This window comes from Flavobacterium sp. 2, assembly GCF_049949195.1.
Lineage (GTDB): Bacteria > Bacteroidota > Bacteroidia > Flavobacteriales > Flavobacteriaceae > Flavobacterium.
Genome location: NZ_CP188206.1, coordinates 2,556,419 through 2,574,423, shown reverse-complemented (window position 1 = coordinate 2,574,423; position 18,005 = coordinate 2,556,419). Strand labels below are relative to the sequence as shown.

Annotated in this window: 13 protein-coding genes and 2 tRNA genes; 11 read left to right on the top strand and 4 right to left on the bottom strand. The window is 33.9% G+C overall.

The genetic code is table 11. The features are described from left to right. Positions 1-129: 129 nt before the first annotated feature. Positions 130-2,595 (bottom strand): AsmA family protein, encoded by a 2,466-nt coding sequence (locus tag ACNFIH_RS11045; protein WP_426486658.1) that lies wholly within the window; start codon positions 2,593-2,595, stop codon positions 130-132. Positions 2,596-2,859: 264 nt separating this feature from the next. Here ACNFIH_RS11045 and trxA point away from each other — a divergent pair, with 264 nt between their 5' ends. The 10 genes from trxA to ACNFIH_RS10995 all read left to right on the top strand — a co-directional run bounded on the left by trxA (position 2,860) and on the right by ACNFIH_RS10995 (position 13,613). Beyond that, complete coding sequence (gene trxA / locus ACNFIH_RS11040) at positions 2,860-3,177, top strand: thioredoxin (RefSeq protein ID WP_012023423.1); 318 nt, start codon at positions 2,860-2,862, stop codon at positions 3,175-3,177. A 242-nt stretch (positions 3,178-3,419) separates the two neighbouring features. Further along, entirely contained in the window at positions 3,420-5,993 is a 2,574-nt protein-coding gene (locus ACNFIH_RS11035; protein ID WP_426486657.1) for a M1 family aminopeptidase, read from the top strand. Continuing rightward, positions 5,990-6,916, top strand: coding sequence for a DUF58 domain-containing protein (locus tag ACNFIH_RS11030; protein ID WP_035646003.1), 927 nt, complete (start codon positions 5,990-5,992; stop codon positions 6,914-6,916). The genes ACNFIH_RS11035 and ACNFIH_RS11030 overlap by 4 nt, the downstream gene beginning before the upstream one ends. 86 nt (positions 6,917-7,002) lie before the next feature. Next, a tRNA-Asp gene (locus tag ACNFIH_RS11025) sits at positions 7,003-7,076 on the top strand. A 429-nt stretch (positions 7,077-7,505) separates the two neighbouring features. Then, positions 7,506-7,579: transfer RNA gene (locus tag ACNFIH_RS11020), tRNA-Asp, on the top strand. Between the two features lie 64 nt (positions 7,580-7,643). Continuing rightward, positions 7,644-7,889 carry a GIY-YIG nuclease family protein gene (locus ACNFIH_RS11015; RefSeq protein WP_426486656.1) on the top strand — a complete coding sequence of 82 codons (246 nt, stop codon included), beginning with the start codon at positions 7,644-7,646 and terminating at the stop codon, positions 7,887-7,889. Positions 7,890-8,286: 397 nt separating this feature from the next. Continuing rightward, complete coding sequence (locus ACNFIH_RS11010; protein WP_426486655.1) at positions 8,287-9,108, top strand: AraC family transcriptional regulator; 822 nt, start codon at positions 8,287-8,289, stop codon at positions 9,106-9,108. A gap of 366 nt (positions 9,109-9,474) precedes the next feature. Continuing rightward, positions 9,475-10,824: a TolC family protein gene (locus ACNFIH_RS11005; protein ID WP_426486654.1), complete on the top strand. Its 1,350-nt coding sequence runs from the start codon at positions 9,475-9,477 to the stop codon at positions 10,822-10,824. A gap of 151 nt (positions 10,825-10,975) precedes the next feature. Continuing rightward, the gene (locus ACNFIH_RS11000) at positions 10,976-12,028 is read left to right on the top strand and encodes an HlyD family secretion protein (protein WP_426486653.1); all 1,053 of its coding nucleotides are present in this window, start codon (positions 10,976-10,978) and stop codon (positions 12,026-12,028) included. A gap of 1 nt (position 12,029) precedes the next feature. Continuing rightward, positions 12,030-13,613: an MFS transporter gene (locus tag ACNFIH_RS10995; RefSeq protein WP_426486652.1), complete on the top strand. Its 1,584-nt coding sequence runs from the start codon at positions 12,030-12,032 to the stop codon at positions 13,611-13,613. A gap of 19 nt (positions 13,614-13,632) precedes the next feature. On the opposite strand, the gene ACNFIH_RS10990 is transcribed toward ACNFIH_RS10995, so the two are convergent. Both ACNFIH_RS10990 and ACNFIH_RS10985 read right to left on the bottom strand, forming a co-directional pair. Beyond that, entirely contained in the window at positions 13,633-14,496 is an 864-nt protein-coding gene (locus ACNFIH_RS10990) for a hypothetical protein (RefSeq protein ID WP_426486651.1), read from the bottom strand. A 65-nt stretch (positions 14,497-14,561) separates the two neighbouring features. Continuing rightward, the gene (locus ACNFIH_RS10985) at positions 14,562-15,995 is read right to left on the bottom strand and encodes an MBOAT family O-acyltransferase (protein ID WP_426486650.1); all 1,434 of its coding nucleotides are present in this window, start codon (positions 15,993-15,995) and stop codon (positions 14,562-14,564) included. A 292-nt stretch (positions 15,996-16,287) separates the two neighbouring features. Here ACNFIH_RS10985 and ACNFIH_RS10980 point away from each other — a divergent pair, with 292 nt between their 5' ends. After that, positions 16,288-16,950, top strand: coding sequence for an HAD family hydrolase (locus ACNFIH_RS10980; protein ID WP_426486649.1), 663 nt, complete (start codon positions 16,288-16,290; stop codon positions 16,948-16,950). A gap of 108 nt (positions 16,951-17,058) precedes the next feature. On the opposite strand, the gene ACNFIH_RS10975 is transcribed toward ACNFIH_RS10980, so the two are convergent. Continuing rightward, a complete protein-coding gene (locus ACNFIH_RS10975) occupies positions 17,059-17,850 on the bottom strand; it encodes a DUF6055 domain-containing protein (protein WP_426486648.1) in 792 nt (263 codons plus the stop codon). Between the last annotated feature and the right edge of the window lie 155 nt (positions 17,851-18,005).

Here is an 18,005-nt window from a genome sequence, read left to right as displayed (position 1 = left end):
CAATTGGCCTCATTAGGCTTAAAGTTTTCAACTTAATATTAACCGTTTCTAAATGTTTAGAAATAAAAAACGCCAATCATTTCTGATCAGCGTATATATAATTCTTAGGCTTTATAAGGAACTAAAAAATTACTTCTCCTTCTCTTTTTTCCCCTTTTTAATCTTCATCTTCCCATTATCATCATAAGCAACCAAACGCAAAATAATCCCTTTTTCTCTAACAGCATCACGTTCCGCCTTAGTAGCCAGTTTAGCGTCATTTTTAGAATTTCGAAGCGGAATAGTAAGTGCTAAATTCGTGCCTCGGCCAAAGGAATAAACACCTTTTGCATCAAGATTTAAAACACTTGAACTAATGGTTAATTTATTAACATCGACCATTTCACCGCGCAGTTTAAAATCACCGGACAAATCACTGAACGTAATATTCTTAACATCGCGAAACGGAAAAGCATATTTCCCCACTTTCATAATAGGCTCAAAGTTGACCAAAGCGCCCTGAGTAACATTGAACACTAAACTTCCGTGAGTAGAATTTGTTATGAGCTCGCCGTTGCTGTTCATTAAACCGGTAACATTAGCTGAACTGGAGAGTCTTCCGTGAATATTATTTGGAGTAAAAGATTTGATTCCGAAGTTGTTGAACGATTTTAAAAAGCTCGCAATATCCACCCGATTTACCTGTGCGTTAGAGCCAAAAGCGAAATTTTTTCCGCTTGGCGAAACTTCCGCATTAAAAGCGATACTACCTCCTGAAGTTTGCAGCGAACCATTTTTGATGAGCAATTTTGAATTCAGCATTTGGATTCTTGCAGTGGTATTTGTGGCCGTTAGTTTATTGTAGGTTATTTGATCAGCTTTGATGTCAATTACTACCGAACATTTTTCGATTACGGTTCGCAAGTGATTCGAAATAGTTGGTTTTTTATTGGTTTTTGCAACGGTTTGTTTTTTGGAAGAAGCCAAAACACCCAAAAATTGTTTGATATCGATATTTGGGCAATAAATTTTCCAATTTACTACCATTTGTTCGGGCGCATCATAATAAAGGTTGAGGAAATTATCAATTTTACCTTCAATATAAATCGTGTTTTTCTTGTGTTTGTAGGCGATTTTTTTAATCAGCAAAGCTTGTTGTGTAAATTCAAGCTGTATATTTACTTTTTCGGCATGAACATTCTTCGGAATAAAATCAAATGAAGTATTGGTTACGTTTACATTTCCAATAAATTTTGGCTTATTGATATACAAATCCACAATATCAAACTGAAATTGCAAGTTGGCTGTAGCGTGTCCTTCAGTAAACTGAATCCATTTGTCGTTGCTGATTTCGTTGAGTTTGCTGACATCAAAATCAGAACTTACAGTTCCCGTAGCAAGCGGTTTCTCGAGATTATTGATCGACAATTGCGGAATCTTCAAAGGAATATTTTGATAAGTTGCTGAAAATCGGGTCAAAATTACAGCCGAATTGGCATCAGTGAAACCTTCCTTCGGTTTGAAATTATTGGTAAAAATTCCTTTGAAATTACAATCATTAAGTTGTCCGTCTGGAATACTCAATTCGTTGTCTTTAATAATGGCCTGAACGACAATTCTTGGGTCACCTGCTGCGCTCAAATCGCCTTTTATGTCGCAATTAACATCAATTGGTTTTTTTAAATCAAAGCGATTTAGCTTTGAGCTGATATTGTTGGATAATAAATTAGATGCATTTTGCCATAAAATTGTAGTTCCAATATTAATTCCGAACAAAGAATTACTTTTTCCCAAATTGAAGAAAGCTACAATATCAAAAGAATCAGTTCCAATTTTCAAGCCGTCAGTTTTAACGTCGATTTTTTCTTTTTCAGCATTAAAAGAAACAGCCAATGTTCCTTTGAGGCGTTTTTGTTTGGCAAAACTTCCGTGAACGGTATTAAAAGCAAGACTATTGATTTGAGTGTCCAGAAAAAGATCGGTTTGCCAATTATCACCGTCATAATTTACTTTTGATTTTAAACTGGCGACATCAAAATCAAATAATTTATGTCCAACGTGATTGTCTATCGTAAACCGAACATTGTTGAGGTCAATTTGTCCGATTGTAGTTTCGGGTTTCTCTTTGTTTTCGGGTGTTTTTTTCTTTTTTGGTTTAAAAATATTGGAATTTGAATAACCATCTGGCGCTTTGTAAATGTAAATTTGAGCGTCGTTAATCAGAACTTTATGAATGTTGATTTCTTTCTGAAGCAAACTCACAACGTTTAAACGCACTTCGATTTCCTGCGCTTTCAACAAAGTATGTTTGTGCATATTCCATTTATTGTCTTTTAGCTCGACATCTTTTAAAGCCAAAGTAAAATTGGGAAAGCCAGTCAAAAATTTATACTGAAAATCGCCAATATGAAACTTTCCATTTATGTTTTCGTTGATTTTGGTATTGATTTTAGCAATAATTTCGGTTTTATTTCTGTTGAAATAAATCGACAAACCTCCGCACGCAATCAGCAAAAGCGCAATTACTCCTAAAATAAAAAATCCAAAACGTTTGGCATATTTTTTAAAACCAGCCGATTGCAAAAAGACTTTTATGCGATGTAAAGTTTCTTTCATCTGGAAAATTTTAATGGTTGATTAAAGATACTACAAAAAACAATCATATTTAAATTTCTGATTTTCAAATTACTACAATGTTAAATTTGAAATATCAAACTTAAATTTATGATATAATTATTTACAATACTTTTATAATCAAAACTAATTTATGAATGGTGTTTGATTAGTTTTTAATTTTTAACTTTGTACCTCAGTTTAGGAAATAACAAAAAACGGGTCTCTAGGGACTAAAGCTGAAATAACATTTAAAGACAAATTATTATGGCATTAGCAATAACAGATGCTACTTTTGACGAAGTAGTTTTAAAGTCAGATAAACCAGTAATGGTAGATTTTTGGGCAGCATGGTGCGGTCCTTGTAGAATGGTTGGTCCAATCATTGACCAATTAAGCGACGAGTACGCTGGTAAAGTAGTTGTTGGTAAAGTAGATGTAGATGCTAACCAAGAATTCGCTGCAAAATATGGTGTGCGTAACATACCAACCGTTTTGGTTTTTCATAACGGTGAAGTAGTAGGAAAACAAGTTGGAGTTGCTCCAAAACAAACCTACGCAGATAGTTTAGACGCTTTGTTGTAATCGTAAGATTATGATTTATATAAAGAAGGTTTGGCGAAAGTCAAGCCTTTTTTATTTGCCAATAATGAACTAATTAATTTAAAAATTTTGCCACAGATTAAAGGATTTCCACAGATTTTAAAATCCGTTTAATCTGTGAAATCTGTGGCAAAAAAAATCAAACTTAAATTTTAATTAGTGGAAATTTGTGCAATTCGTGGCAAACTATTTTTTATTTTTAACGAATCTTATATTCCTTGAAAATGAAAATTCTTCACCGCTTTTTTGCCTTTTTTATAATCACGACGATCGGTTTTTCTCAATCGAAACCAAAAGAAAGTTTTAGTATAGAAAATGGCGTTTCAGAGCAATTGGCTCAATTTCGCAAAAAACAAATTTCAGATGTTCAATACGAATTGTCTTTTGAAATCCCGAATAAGAAAAATGAAGATATTAATTCCGGTTTAACGGTAAATCTGAATTTATCAGATTTAAGTAAACCTCTTGTTTTTGATTTTAAAGAGAAATCTCAAAATATAAAATCAGTTTCGGCAAACGGGAAAAATATTGCAATCATTCATGAAAACGGGCATATTGTAATTCCTGCTGAAAATTTAATTTTAGGAAAAAATGCCATTTCGATTTTCTTTATTGCGGGAAATTTGTCTTTAAATCGGAATGATGATTTTCTGTACACTTTATTAGTTCCGGATCGTGCAAGCACTTTATTTCCGTGTTTTGATCAGCCAGATATCAAAGCAACTTATAAACTCAGTCTTTCTGTCCCAAAAGATTGGACGGTTCTGGCTGGAGCCGATGTAAAAGAGAAAGTCGAAAAAGGAGATTTTACTTCGTACACTTTTGGAGAATCGGATAAAATGAGTACGTATTTGTTTTCGTTTGTAGCAGGAAAATTCAAAAGCGTTACGGAAAAACCAGGTTTAGAAATGACAATGCTGTATCGAGAAAATAATGAAGAGAAAATAAAAATAAGCACTGATACAATTTTCAATCTACACCAGCAATCTTTAGACTTTTTAGAAAAATATACCAATTATAAATTTCCTTTTCAGAAGTTGGATTTCGCTTCAATTCCAGTTTTTCAATATGGTGGAATGGAGCATGTTGGAGCAATTCAATACAGAGAATCGACTTTGTTTTTGGACAACAGCGCAACCGACAGTGAAAAATTAAACCGTGCAAAATTAATCGCACATGAAACTTCACATATGTGGTTTGGCGATTTGGTAACAATGAAATGGTTTAATGATGTTTGGATGAAAGAGGTTTTTGCCAATTTCATGGCAGACAAAATCATGAACCCGATTTTTCCGAAAATCAATCATAATCTGCAATTTTTTAGTACGCATTATGCCAGCGCTTACGCGGAAGATCGATCTTTGGGAACACATCCGATAAGACAACATTTAGCGAATTTGAAAGATGCCGGTTCGCTTTATGGTGCGATGATTTACAATAAAGCCCCGATTATGATGCGTCAATTAGAAGCTTCGATGGGAAAAGAAGCTTTCCAAAAAGGAATTCAAAAATACATTCAGAAATATGCCAACGACAATGCCGATTGGAATAATCTTGTAGAAATTCTAGACGCTGAAACGCCTTTGGATATGAAGAAATGGAGCGAAGTTTGGGTCAACAAATCCGGAAGAACGATTTTCTCAGATAAAATAGAATATGATACTAAAAACAAAATCAAAAAGTTTGAAATTTTTCAAAAGGCAGAAGACAAATCGAATAATGTTTGGCCTCAGATTTTTCAGATTGGTTTAGTTTATTCTAATGAAGTAAAAGTGCTGACGGCAAATATTATAGATAAAAGTTTGATTTTAAAAGAGGCTATAGGACTTAAAAAACCGCTTACTATTATTTACAATTATAATGGTTTTGGATACGGCGTTTTTCCGCTTGACGGGAATAATTTAAATGTTATTTCTACTTTAAAAGATGAGGTTGCAAGAGCTTCGGCGTACAGCAATCTTTATGAAAATACGTTGATTGGGAATATTTCGCCAGAGAAAGCTTTTGATTGTTTTTTTAAAGGAATCCAAACGGAAGAAAACGAATTGGTTTTACGAATAGTTTCTAATAATTTGAATACGATTTATTGGAGATTCTTCACAGAAAAACAGCAAAACAAAGTTCAGAAACAGCTTGAAGATATTCTATACAGTCGTTTGCAGGCTAATTTATCAGCTAATATCAAAAAGACATTATTTGGATTGTTTAGTTCGATTGCGTATTCAGATTCGGCGAAAGCCAAATTATATCAGATTTGGAATAAAGAAGTTGTGATTCAGAATTTGAAATTGAACGAAGACGATTTTACGAATATGGCAATGAATCTGGCCATTTTCAAACATGAAAAAGCCGATGAAATTTTAGAGAAAACAAGAACAACAATCACAAATCCTGATAAAAAGAAGCGATTTGAATTTTTGCTTCCATCATTATCAAAAGACGAATCCGTTCGAAATGCCTTTATAGAATCGTTAAAAGACGATGCCAATCGTGAAAAAGAAGCATGGGTTTCTGTGGGATTGGCGAATGTAAATCATCCGCTTCGTCAGGAAAGTGCACAAAAATATATTAGATTTTCACTAGATTTGGTAGAAGAAATTCAGCGCACAGGAGATATTTTCTTTCCGAAAGACTGGCTTGATAATACAGTTGGGAGATATTCATCGAAATATGCTTTTGATGAAGTACAGCGATTCTTAAAAGAAAACCCTAATTTTAGTCCGATCTTGAAACGTAAATTATTTATGGCGACAGATTTGCTTTATAAAGCGCAAAATATTAAAAAAGAAACCGAATGAAAATTGAATCGGAAATAGAGAAAGTCTCGAGTTTTCAGCATCTCGAAATGTTGGCAAATCAGGTTGTGGAAGGTTTTATATCTGGAATGCATAAGAGTCCGTTTCATGGATTTTCGGCCGAATTTGCCGAGCATAAAGTCTATAATGCAGGCGAAAGCACCAAACATATCGATTGGAAATTATTCGCCAAAACGGATCGTTTGTACACAAAACGTTTTGAGGAAGAAACCAATTTACGCTGTCATTTGATTGTCGATAATTCGTCGTCGATGCATTATCCAGAACTCAAATCGAATCAACCTTTTTATGAAAAGAAGATTGGTTTTGCGGTTTTGGCTTCAGCGGTTTTAATGAATATTTTAAAGAAACAGCGCGATGCCGTTGGCTTGAGCGTTTTCTCCGATAAATACGAATATTACGCTCCGGAAAAGGGAAGCGATCGTCATCACCGAATGCTTTTGAATAAACTGGAAGAATTATTAGTTCAGCCAAAAGTCAAAAAAACTACTGATACGATCACTTATCTGCACCAAATTGCAGAGAAAATGCATCGCCGTTCGATGATTATTTTGTTTACAGATATGTTTCAAACGGAAGATGAAGAGAAATTATTCAATGCTTTACAGCATTTAAAACACAATAAACATAAAGTAGTTTTGTTTCATGTGGTTGATAGTCAAACTGAAATGAAATTTGATTTTGATAATGCGCCAAGAAAATTTATCGATTTAGAATCGGGTGAAGAGGTTTCAATTTTTGCAGATAATGTAAAAGCTGAATATGAAAAAAGGGTAGAAGCTTATTTTAAAAACCTGGCTTTAACCTGTGCGAAGAACCAAATTAAGTACGTTTCGGTAAATGTGGGCGATAATTTTGAAAAAATATTGACTACATATTTGGTTGAAAAACAAAACTTTGGGTGATATTTTGAAAAATAATTTTATTTTTTTTATAAAAACACTTGCAGAAACGAAATTCTGTTATATCTTTGCAACCGCAATAACGCAGAGGTTTGGTAGTTCAGTTGGTTAGAATACATGCCTGTCACGCATGGGGTCGCGGGTTCGAGTCCCGTCCAGACCGCAATATTGGGAAAAGCCTTTCTATTAAGAAAGGCTTTTTTGCCCAAAAACGGTATCTAAGATTAGTTGTGTTGTTTTGCTACGACTTTGTAACTCGTAGCTGGTTTAGTAGTTAGACCAATGAAAAGCTTTCCACTTTTGTGGATGGCTTTTTTGATTTAAAACACTTTTGGTTTTTTGTTTTTAACCGTAAAGATTTACGCAAAGGGCGCAAAGTTTTTTTTAAAGCTTTGCGCCCTTTGCGCTTTTAACTTTGCTCCCGATAGCTATCGGGATTGCGGTTAAAAAGAAAGAAAATACTTCTTTTTTAAATTTAGTATCAATTTTTAAAATATTGGAATTTAACCAATTAAAAATTTCTCAATTTTTATTCGCAAAAACGCTTGCAGAAACGAAATTCTATTGTATTTTTGCACTCGCAATAACGCAGGGTTTGGTAGTTCAGTTGGTTAGAATACATGCCTGTCACGCATGGGGTCGCGGGTTCGAGTCCCGTCCAGACCGCCTAAGTTGTTAAAAATGCCTATCATTATGATAGGCATTTTTTTTTTACATTAAATTTTGATTTATGTTTTACGTTTATATAATTTATTCTAAAACTTTTGATCTTTATTACAAAGGATTTAGTGAAGATGTTGCTCAAAGATTATTATATCATAATGAGAATAGAAGCAGGTATACTTCAAATAAAGGACCATGGGAGTTGGTTTATTCGAAATCATTCGAAACTAAAAAAGAAGCTTTGATTGAAGAATTGAGATTGAAAAAGTTAAATAGAAAATCAATAGAGGCTTTAATTAAAGAATATAAATAAGAAAGATAAAGTTGGTTAGAATACATGTCTGGCATCTCGTCTAGGGACGAGACGGGTTCGAGTCCTCTCGTTTTCAAAAACGAGACCAAGTTGTTTAAAATGCCTCTCATTACGAGAGGCATTTTTTTTATATGAACTTTGCGAGGTTTAACCGTAAAGAGCGCTAAGATTTACGCGATCCCGATAGCTATCGGGAGCAAAGTTTTTTACTCAGTTTGTTTTGTCATTTCGACGAAGGAGAAATCTTCACAAGAAACTCTACAAAGATTGGCGATATTCTGTACGGAGCTACTCGCGGAGATTTCTCCTTCGTCGAAATGACAAACTGTGTAGCGATTTGAATTTTAATTTCTATTTCTTCAGTATCTTTATAATACGAAATCATCGTATCATTTAAATGGAACAATCAACCTTTAAAGTAGACAAATATTACATCAAGAAAGTAGATGCAGATAAAAAAAGCATTTACTGTCATCATGATATAATGGGCGAATTGTTTGTTCCATGGCATAAACACGAAAAGGCACAAATGCTATACGCAGAAGGCGATGTGGTTTTTGTGACAACCGAAACGAAATCTTATTTTTTGCCTGCAAGACATTTTATCTGGATTCCGGCGGGTTTAGAGCATAGTATCGAACCAAAATCGGAACATGTGATGATGCGAAATTTATATTTTCCGGTTGAAAAAGATGAAGATCAATTCTACAAAAGAGAAGGGATTTATCCGGTTAATAATTTGCTGCTCCAAATGATGATGTTTACCAATCAATGGAACGGAGATTTGAAAAAAGGCTCTCCGAGTTTTACAATTGCAAAAGCCATAAAAGCGATTCTTCCTCAAATTTGCACTAATAATTTACCTTTAGAATTACCACAGCCAAAAGACAAACGACTAGGGAAAATTCTGCGTTATGTGGAGAATAATCTTGGTGAAACAATTTTATTCGCAGATGTTGCACATGAATTTGGTTTCAGCGAACGCTCTTTGTATCGCTTGTTTCAAAAAGATCTCAAAATGTCATTTATTCAATATTATACTATTCGAAGAATCCTCAAAGCGATCGAACTTCTGTTAGAAAGAAAACTTTCGGTAAAAGAGGTAGCTCAAGAAGTTGGTTATAATAGTGTTCCGACCTTCAGCAACACATTCTTCAAGATTTTAGGGCAAAGACCTTCCGATTACTTAAATGGAGAAGAGATTTTGGAACGAAAGTAAAAATTTTGTTTCACGCAGATTTTTTTTCATCTCATGCTAAAATAAGTTCTCTCGCAGATTCCGCAGATTTAGGGGATTTTTGAAATGCGCCAATTGATTTTTTCACGCAGATTTAAAAGGATTTAAGCTGATTGTGTAGATTTTTTAAAGTTTATCTGCTTAATCTGCCAAATCTGCGAGAGTAAAAAATAAAATCTGCGTGAAACAACTTTAATTTCTAATTTATTGTTTTCCAGTGTTTTAATATAGCGATTTCGGAAAATGGAATTTTAACATTTGTCCGAAATGAATATGTTATTGACTTTTTAGAATCATCCGCCAAGAAAAAAATGAAGGAACTTTGCACCATAAAATATTTATGTATTCATGTTCCTTACAAATTTAAAAGAAGATTGTTTCCCCAGAAGTTTGTGGTTGTTGATAATTGTTTTGACATTCAGTAGTTTACAAGCACAAGAGATTCGTACTGTTTCTTTACAAGAAGTGATGAAATTGGCGAAGGAAAACAACAAGAAAGTACTTAAATCTCAACTGGAGATTACGCTCGCTGAGCAAAACATCAAAGAAAGAAAAGAACTTAGATTGCCGGATGTAGAATTAAAAGGCATGTATTCGAGAATTACCAATATTACCGAATTTAAAGGAAATGGTTTCTTGAATGGAAAAGAAGTCACGAAAGCAATTCCTGAAATCTACGAGGTGAATTCGACTTTTAAAATGCCAATTTACGTTGGAAACAAGATTAATAACGCGATCAAAATTGCGAATCAGGAAAACGAAATTGCCAAAATTAAATCGGAAAAAACAGAAAACGATATTGAACTGGAAGTGGTGGCAAACTATCTGGCGATTTATAAAATGATGGAACTTCAAAAAATATTTGAAGAAAACATCAAAGAAGAAAAAAACCGATTAAAAGAAGTTCAGTCGCTACAGAAACACGGAACAGTAACGAAAAACGAAGTTATTCGTGCCGAATTGCAGCTTTCTGATCGTGAGTTGAATGCGCTTACAAATTCCAAAAACATAAAAATAGCGCTTCATGATTTGAAGACCTTGATTCAGATTCCGGAAAATGAAGAAATCGCGATTGATACAACGTCAAGTTTAGACGAAATGAACGGTTTGGATCCGTATGATTTTTATATGAATAAAGCCTTGCAAAACGAAGAAATGCGAATTGCAAGCCAGGAATTAAACATCAGCAAAACGGAACTGAAATTGGCAAAAGCAAATTATCTGCCAAGCGTTCATTTCTTCGGGAATTATGGTTTTTATTATCCAAACTATAAATTCTTTCCACCAAATCCGTATTTGTACACTTTAGGTCAGGTTGGAATTGAAGCTTCTTTTGATCTTTCGTCTTTGTATAAAAACAAAACGAAGACAGATCAAGCAAATACCAAAATAAAATGGCAGGAAATGCAGTCTGAAATCATAAAAGACGAAATTCAGGATCAGCTTTATAAAGAACATACACAATATCAGGAAATCCTTGAAAAGTTTGTGGTCGTTGACAAAGCTTTGGATTTAGCTGAAGAAAACTACCGAATCGTAAAACTGAAATACTTAAACCAATTGGTTTTAATTACCGAAATGGTCGATGCTGATAATGCTTTGCTTCAGGCAAAATACAACAAAATTTCTACCCATTTGGATGCGGTTTTGAAACATTATGAGTTGCTTCATACGGCTGGGATAATGCCTCAGAGTTAGAAGTCAGAAGAAAGAGGCAAGAGACAGGAAACAAGAGAATAGAGTAAAGAATATAGATGGATTTTCAGTTCCGAAGGAACGGCTCATATTGTAGCGCCGGATTTCAATCCGGTGGAGAATTAGAAAAAACTAAGATAAAGAGATAAAAAAGATGGTTAAGATAAAAAATGAAACTAGAAGAAATAGAACGTTTCATATACTAATAACAATTATTGCATGTACGCTGGTAATAAGCGGGGTCATTTTGGGAATTTGGTTTTATGTGTTTAATCGAAATCACGAAGAAACCAATGATGCTCAGGTGGAGCAATACGTTACGCCAATTATGTCGAGAATTACGGGTTATGTGCAGGAAGTTCGTTTTGACGAAAACCAGTTTGTGCATAGAGGCGATACTTTGGTCGTGATTGATAACAGGGAATATAAGTCGAAATTGAATGTGGCTTTGGCTGATGTTCAGAACGCTAAACAGAATAGTGTTGTGGCCGAGAAAAATGCAATTAATACAGCAAGCGCAACGGCAATTAATGAATCGCAATTGGACGCTGCAAAATCGAATCTTTGGAAAACTAAATTAGAATACGACAGGTATAAAGCTTTGGTTAAAGAAGAAGCAGCCACTTCTCAACAGTTAGAAAAAGTCCGCGCCGATTACGAATCGGCACAGGCGCATTTTTCAGAAATGAAAAATAGAATTCATTCGGCTACTTTGAGTACTTCTGTTGCTGAAGCAAATGTTCCGACAACACAAACGAATATTGCATCCAAACAAGCTGTTGCTGATAATGCTGCATTGTTTCTTTCGTATACAGTAATTACGGCGCCTTATGATGGCTGGGTGGGAAAACGAAATTTACAGCCAGGACAAATGGTGAAAGAAGGACAATCTCTGCTTTCTATCGTGAGTAGAGAAAAATGGATCACAGCTAATTTCAAAGAAACACAATTACAATATTTAACAGTTGGTCAAGAAGTTGAAATCAAAGCCGATGCGGTAAACGACAAGGTTTTTGTTGGAACAATTGCTTCTTTATCGCCTGCAAGTGGCGCGAGATTTTCATTGCTTCCTCCAGATAATGCGACAGGAAACTTCGTGAAAATTGAACAAAGAATTCCGGTTAGAATTCAGTTAAAAGAACAAGACAAACAAACCGATTTTTTAAGAGCAGGAATGAACATTACAGTAGTTGCTGCACACAAATAAAATGGAAGATAAAAGTATATTTAAATCCTGGGTTCCAAAGTGGGCAATCATTATTATTTTGTTCGTTTGTCTTTTGCATTCCATGATTTTATTGGGAGTTTATACGTCGAACGTAACGTATGCGGCAAGTTTTCTGGATATTGAACCTGAAGATTTGCAGTTTGCGATGTGCGTGACGTACGGAACTTTACTGGCTACAATCTTGATAGAAAGCCGATTTTCGAGTTTTTTCCCTGCAAAAAATTACCTGATGGCGGTTTATTCCTTAATCGGAATTACGATTGTTTCGTCGGCATATATTACCAGTTTTCCGGTTTTTTTATTGATGAGAGTTGCCGAAGGAATTCTGATGGCACTTCCGGTAATCACAATCAGACAATTGCTTATTGAGCAGTTCAATACTAAAAATGCCATTATTATTGGATTTTCGTTTTACTACGGAGCGCTGTTGTTGTCTACGCCGTTTATTATGAATATTGCCGTTTGGTTTCTCGATCATTACGACTGGAAATACATGTTGTATGTTTCGGGCGGACTTCAGGTTTTAAACGTCTTTTTAATCTTAGTTACTTTCAGAGGGCACCGAATCACAAAGAAAATCCCATTGTATCAAATCGATTGGATGAGTTATTTTTTGGTTTTAATTTCAATTCTTTGCGGTGCCTACTTTTTTGTTTATGCGGAGAAAAAATATTGGTTGCAGTCTTCTGAAATGGTTTTAATACTGATGATTTCGCTCATTACAGGCGGATTGTTCATCTTTAAAGAACGTTTGGTGAAAAGACCAAGTTTCAATTTTGAAGTTCTGAAATATGCCAATCTTAGAATTGGGTTTTTATTGTTTTTCCTTTTTTATATCAGCAGAGCAACGCTGAGTCTTTGTCATTCGGCGATGTTTTCGATTTGGAATTGGGATCCGTCACGTGTTGCGGGCATGCAGTACATCAATGGATTAGGAAATGTAATCGGACTTGTTTTAGCTGCTTTTTTTCTGATGAAATCTGTTTCGACTAAAATTATTTTCATGATTGGTTTTACGCTTATTGCTATTTTCCACTTCTGGTTTACGTTTCTTTTTGTGCCAGATGTTGCGCTAAGCGATATTATCATTCCCTATATTTTGCAAGGAATCGGTGTTGGGTTTTTATTTGTTCCGCTCATCTTATTTACCACATCATCGGTTCCGGCAAATATGGCGGTTTCTTCAGGAATTGTAGGTGTTTCGGGACGTTTTTGGGGAAGTACGATTGGTTTCTGTGTAATGCAGAATGCGATGGTTTTCTTGAATAAAAAACACTTCTTGAAACTAAGTCAATTTGTAACAGGAGAAAATACAGAAGCACAGCAAACTATTGCCTCAACAACACAAAGTTTCATTTCCAAAGGTTATTCGGCAGATAATGCGAATGTTTTAGCCATGAAAAAGATTTTCGGAACCGTTGCTAAACAATCGACTTTATTGGCTGATATGGAAATTTATACGATTGTAGGTTACGGTTTGTTGGTTTTGATTATTCTGATTGCCTGCAACCAGCATTTGAGACAAACGATGACTCTGGTGAAAAGTAAAATTTGGATTGGCTAATGATTTAACGAATCTTGTTTTATTTCTCGTTTAGTAAATTGTCAATTTTCAGGGATAGTTTTTTAGCTCCGATTTTGTTTAAATGATCAGCGTCATAAAAATCATCATCGTTAAATGATTTATCAGTTAAAAAGTTGTAGTAAGATGCATTTGGACTGCTTTTAACTAATCGATTTATGAAATTAATGGTTGCATAAAGTTGTGCAGCATTTAAATTTTCAACATATGTTTTATTAGCCGGGCAGGTGATGAAAATTACTTTTGCATTCTTTGAATTGGCTAATTGCACAATGTTTTTAAGGATTTTGGTATTTTCTTTAAAATATAAATTGTCATGTATATTTTGGGTGTGCCTTTTAGCTGCCGACTTTCCTGTTTCAACTAAATCTTTTTTCTTGGTTGAGCTGTAAATTACGCCCGATCCATATTTATTGCATGTAATATTTTTAACCTTGTGATGGATGTAGTATTCTTTGATGCGTTCAATGTTGTCGCTAATCTTTCCATTAAATAATTCGAAATGATTTGAACGGTTATAATTGTTGCCTGTATTTATATGATAGTAAATAATATAGTTTTTGATTCTCCAACTTTCAATTCCGGTTTCCAGTTTAGAGAAAAGAGAAAAATAATCGACAGGAATTATAATGTATTTTAGTTTTTTAAGCCTTGATTCATATTTTTTTAAAATCTCATAATCGTAATCCAAAGATTGTGAAATAGCAGCACTATTAAAGGCTTTGTGGTTCATAAATTGCGGATCAACGCCATAATAAGTATGTGAACTTCCTAGAATCAAAGTTTCAATTTCGCCTGAATTTTCGTCCAGATATTTATTTTTGAATAAATAGTCATTTGGAATATTGGTAAGTAATAATTCCATAAATGCGAGGCCCAGAAACACAGGAAATAAAAAAAAGATACTGTTTACAATGAATTTTCGCATAACTAAAATTGGAAATAAATAAATTGTTGTTCTGAACCCGAAAAATATAATATTGTAATTACTAAAATGTAATAAAATCCCCAGCGGATTGCTTTGCTCTTGATTGGTAATTTAGATAGTGCAAACTCATTTTCTCTGCCTAACCATTCGATAATCATGAATAGAAGTATGATCAGCATCAATTTTTTTGGCAGTATTTCCGGTTTGGTAAAAAGTGTTTGCGAGAATATTTTAGCAATAAAATGATACGCATGTCGTATACTTTCTGATCTAAAGAAAATCCATGCGAAAACTGTCAATCCAAAAGTGATGAGAATGGATAAGAATTCTTTAAAACTCGGCAGTATCTTGCCTTGAGCGGCTATGTCAAGATTATTTCTGTTTGTTTTAAAAATAATCGAAGGCATTATAAATAAAGCATTTAAAAATCCCCAGGCGATAAATGTCCAGTTTGCGCCATGCCAAAATCCGCTTACGATAAAAATAATAAAGGTATTTCGAATTGTTTTCCACATTCCGCCTTTACTTCCTCCCAAGGGAATATACAAATAGTCTTTAAACCAACTTGAAAGCGATATGTGCCAGCGTCTCCAAAATTCTGCAATATCTCTTGAAAAATAAGGAAACGAAAAGTTTTTTAGTAAATCAATCCCTAAAAGACGAGCAACTCCTAATGCGATATCAGAATAGCCTGAGAAATCTCCATAGATTTGAAAAGCAAAGAATACAGCTCCTAATAAAAGTGTACTTCCCGAATAGCCATCAGAATCATTAAAAATAGAATTTGCATAAACTGCACAAGAATCTGCAATGACAACTTTCTTAAATAATCCCCACAAAATTTGTCGTAACCCGTCAATTGCCTGTAGATAATCAAATTTTCTTTTTTGTTTAATTTGAGGCAGAAGATGCGTTGCTCTTTCAATTGGCCCAGCAACCAATAATGGAAAAAAAGAAACGAAAACCGAATAATTGATAAAGCTTTCTTCGGCTTTGATTCGGTTTTTATAAATATCAATTACATAAGATAAGCCGTGAAAAGTATAAAACGAAATCCCAACAGGAAGAATAACTTTTAAAGTCCATGGATTGACCTGAAGTCCAAAATGTGAAATTGCTCTGGCGAAGGAATCAGCAAAAAAGTTATAATATTTAAAGATACCCAAAAAGCCTAAATTGATCGAAACACTGATCCAAAACCAATTTCTTTTTGTGACAGAATTCGATGTGTTTTGCATTTTTAATCCTGTAAAATAATCTAGCAGCGTCGAAAATACTAAAAGAAATAAAAAACGCCAATCCCAGAAAGCATAAAAGAAATAACTGGAAACCAATAGTAAAATGTTTTGATACTGAAGTGATTTTTTGCCAATAAGCCAATAAAGGATAAATATTATAGGCAAGAATATCGCGAAATCAATCGAGTTAAAAAGCATTGTACTGTTTTATTTGGGGTTACTTTTCTGAGTCGTTTTACGATTTAAAATATGGGTGCAAATAACGACTTTTTCTGTTATCTGTCATAACTTTTATGTTTATTGAATGAGTCAAAAAAATCAGCTATAGATTATAAGATTTAAGAAATAAAAAATCTGAGCAAATCTGCTTAAATCTTTTTATCCCGATAGCTATCGGGATTGCGAGATTCAAAAAAAACTCCGCGAGAAACCTGCCGTGACCCCACAGAAAATAAGTATCTTGCAACCGTTAAAAAAATAAAATAAATATATGAGCCAGCAATGTGTAATTTTTGATATGGACGGCGTTATTTGCCATACCAATCCCGATCATGCAAAAGCTTTTCAAGCATTCTTTGACAAATACCAGATTCCTCATTCAGAAAAAGAATTTGAAGAACATATGTACGGAAAACATAACGGATATATCATGACACATTTCTTCAAACGTCCAATTACAGGAGAAGAATTGACAAAACTTGAAGACGAAAAAGAAGCGATGTTTCGTGAGATTTATAAAGACAAAGTCGAAACGATTCCGCATTATTTGGAGTTTTTAAACGAGTTAAAATCCCGCGGATTTAAAACAGCTGTTGGAACATCTGCTCCACGTGCCAATTTGGATTTAATTGCGAATGCTTTGAAACTAGGTGAAAAAATGGATTCGATGATGTCAAGTGAAGACGTTACGTTTCATAAACCAAATCCGGAAGTTTATCTAAAATCGGCTGAGCGTGTTGGAGTTTCACCGTCGGATTGTGTGGTTTTCGAAGATTCTTTTTCGGGAGTTACAGCAGGATTAAATGCAGGAATGAAAGTGGTTGGCGTTTTGAGTTCACATACAAAAGAACAGCTTCCGCCATGTGATTTTTATATTAATGATTACAGCGAAGTGAATGTGGATAAAATTCTTGAGCTTTTGGATAAAAAGTAATTAATATTTTAAACTTTGCGACGCTGCGACTTTGCGAGATTAATTTTTAAAGTATGTAATTTTTTGTACTTATAAATCTCTCGAAAAGTCGCAGCGTCGCAAAGTTTTTTAATAATTTTCCTCCAAAAAAGCAATCCAGCCTTTTTCAAATTCTTCGGGTTTTATATTCAATGTTTTTTCGATATTCCCAAATGAAGCAATCAATTTTGGCAGTATATCTTTTCCCCATTTTTTGGTAAGATATTCAATTATGGTATAACCAATATTGTAAATCTGATTGCTGTGATTTAGTTCTTCTAAAGTCAGATTTTTGCCTTTGGTATATTTTACGCTTAGTGAATTCACTTCTCCTGCTTCAAAAATACTGATCGATTCCCAAAGCCAACGCGGATATTCGGCTCCAAACTTTTTATCAAATTTCTTGTCAAAAGTAAGTCGGTCTTGTGTGATAATCGTTTCTTTTGCCTTGTCGATTAATATATTTAATTGAACACAATGCGTAAATTCATGAACAGCAGTTTTAAGAGGATCGTCTGGAAAAACAGAATTAAACCAGTTTGTCCAAACAAAATGAAATTCATTTGGTCCACGGCTGGTACCGTTTACGTTTCCGTTTAAACCAGTGGCAAGGCTAAATTTTTGATGAGAACCATAAACATAAACTTTTATCAATTCATGTTTTACATCTTTTAAATCAGTTCTGATTTTTGCATAATTGTTTTCAAGATTTTTGCTGATTTTTTCAGCGTCACTTTTATAAATTCCGCTGTAGGAAACAACAAAATGTTCCGATTTAAGAATTTGGATTTCTTGCTCGACAGTAAAATTTCTTATTATTTTTGAAAAGAAGAAAACGACAATAATTCCTAAAATTAAAACTAATAATTTCTTTTTTTTCATGTGTTTTAATTGGATTTGTTTGAAATGTAAAACAATTAAAATATTGATAATTAAGTTTTTATAACCTCAAAAATAAGAATATTTTAAACAATGAAACACAAAAAAGATTTAAGCGAGTTTTTGAATTATTTGCAGTTTTTAATAGAGATTTTTTA

Coding starts and splice junctions, on each gene's coding strand:
- ACNFIH_RS11045 (WP_426486658.1), bottom strand. CDS start 2,595: ATGAAAGAAACTTTACATCGCATAAAAGTCTTTTTGCAATCGGCTGGT.
- trxA (WP_012023423.1), top strand. CDS start 2,860: ATGGCATTAGCAATAACAGATGCTACTTTTGACGAAGTAGTTTTAAAG.
- ACNFIH_RS11035 (WP_426486657.1), top strand. CDS start 3,420: ATGAAAATTCTTCACCGCTTTTTTGCCTTTTTTATAATCACGACGATC.
- ACNFIH_RS11030 (WP_035646003.1), top strand. CDS start 5,990: ATGAAAATTGAATCGGAAATAGAGAAAGTCTCGAGTTTTCAGCATCTC.
- ACNFIH_RS11015 (WP_426486656.1), top strand. CDS start 7,644: ATGTTTTACGTTTATATAATTTATTCTAAAACTTTTGATCTTTATTAC.
- ACNFIH_RS11010 (WP_426486655.1), top strand. CDS start 8,287: ATGGAACAATCAACCTTTAAAGTAGACAAATATTACATCAAGAAAGTA.
- ACNFIH_RS11005 (WP_426486654.1), top strand. CDS start 9,475: ATGTTCCTTACAAATTTAAAAGAAGATTGTTTCCCCAGAAGTTTGTGG.
- ACNFIH_RS11000 (WP_426486653.1), top strand. CDS start 10,976: ATGGTTAAGATAAAAAATGAAACTAGAAGAAATAGAACGTTTCATATA.
- ACNFIH_RS10995 (WP_426486652.1), top strand. CDS start 12,030: ATGGAAGATAAAAGTATATTTAAATCCTGGGTTCCAAAGTGGGCAATC.
- ACNFIH_RS10990 (WP_426486651.1), bottom strand. CDS start 14,496: ATGGAATTATTACTTACCAATATTCCAAATGACTATTTATTCAAAAAT.
- ACNFIH_RS10985 (WP_426486650.1), bottom strand. CDS start 15,995: ATGCTTTTTAACTCGATTGATTTCGCGATATTCTTGCCTATAATATTT.
- ACNFIH_RS10980 (WP_426486649.1), top strand. CDS start 16,288: ATGAGCCAGCAATGTGTAATTTTTGATATGGACGGCGTTATTTGCCAT.
- ACNFIH_RS10975 (WP_426486648.1), bottom strand. CDS start 17,850: ATGAAAAAAAAGAAATTATTAGTTTTAATTTTAGGAATTATTGTCGTT.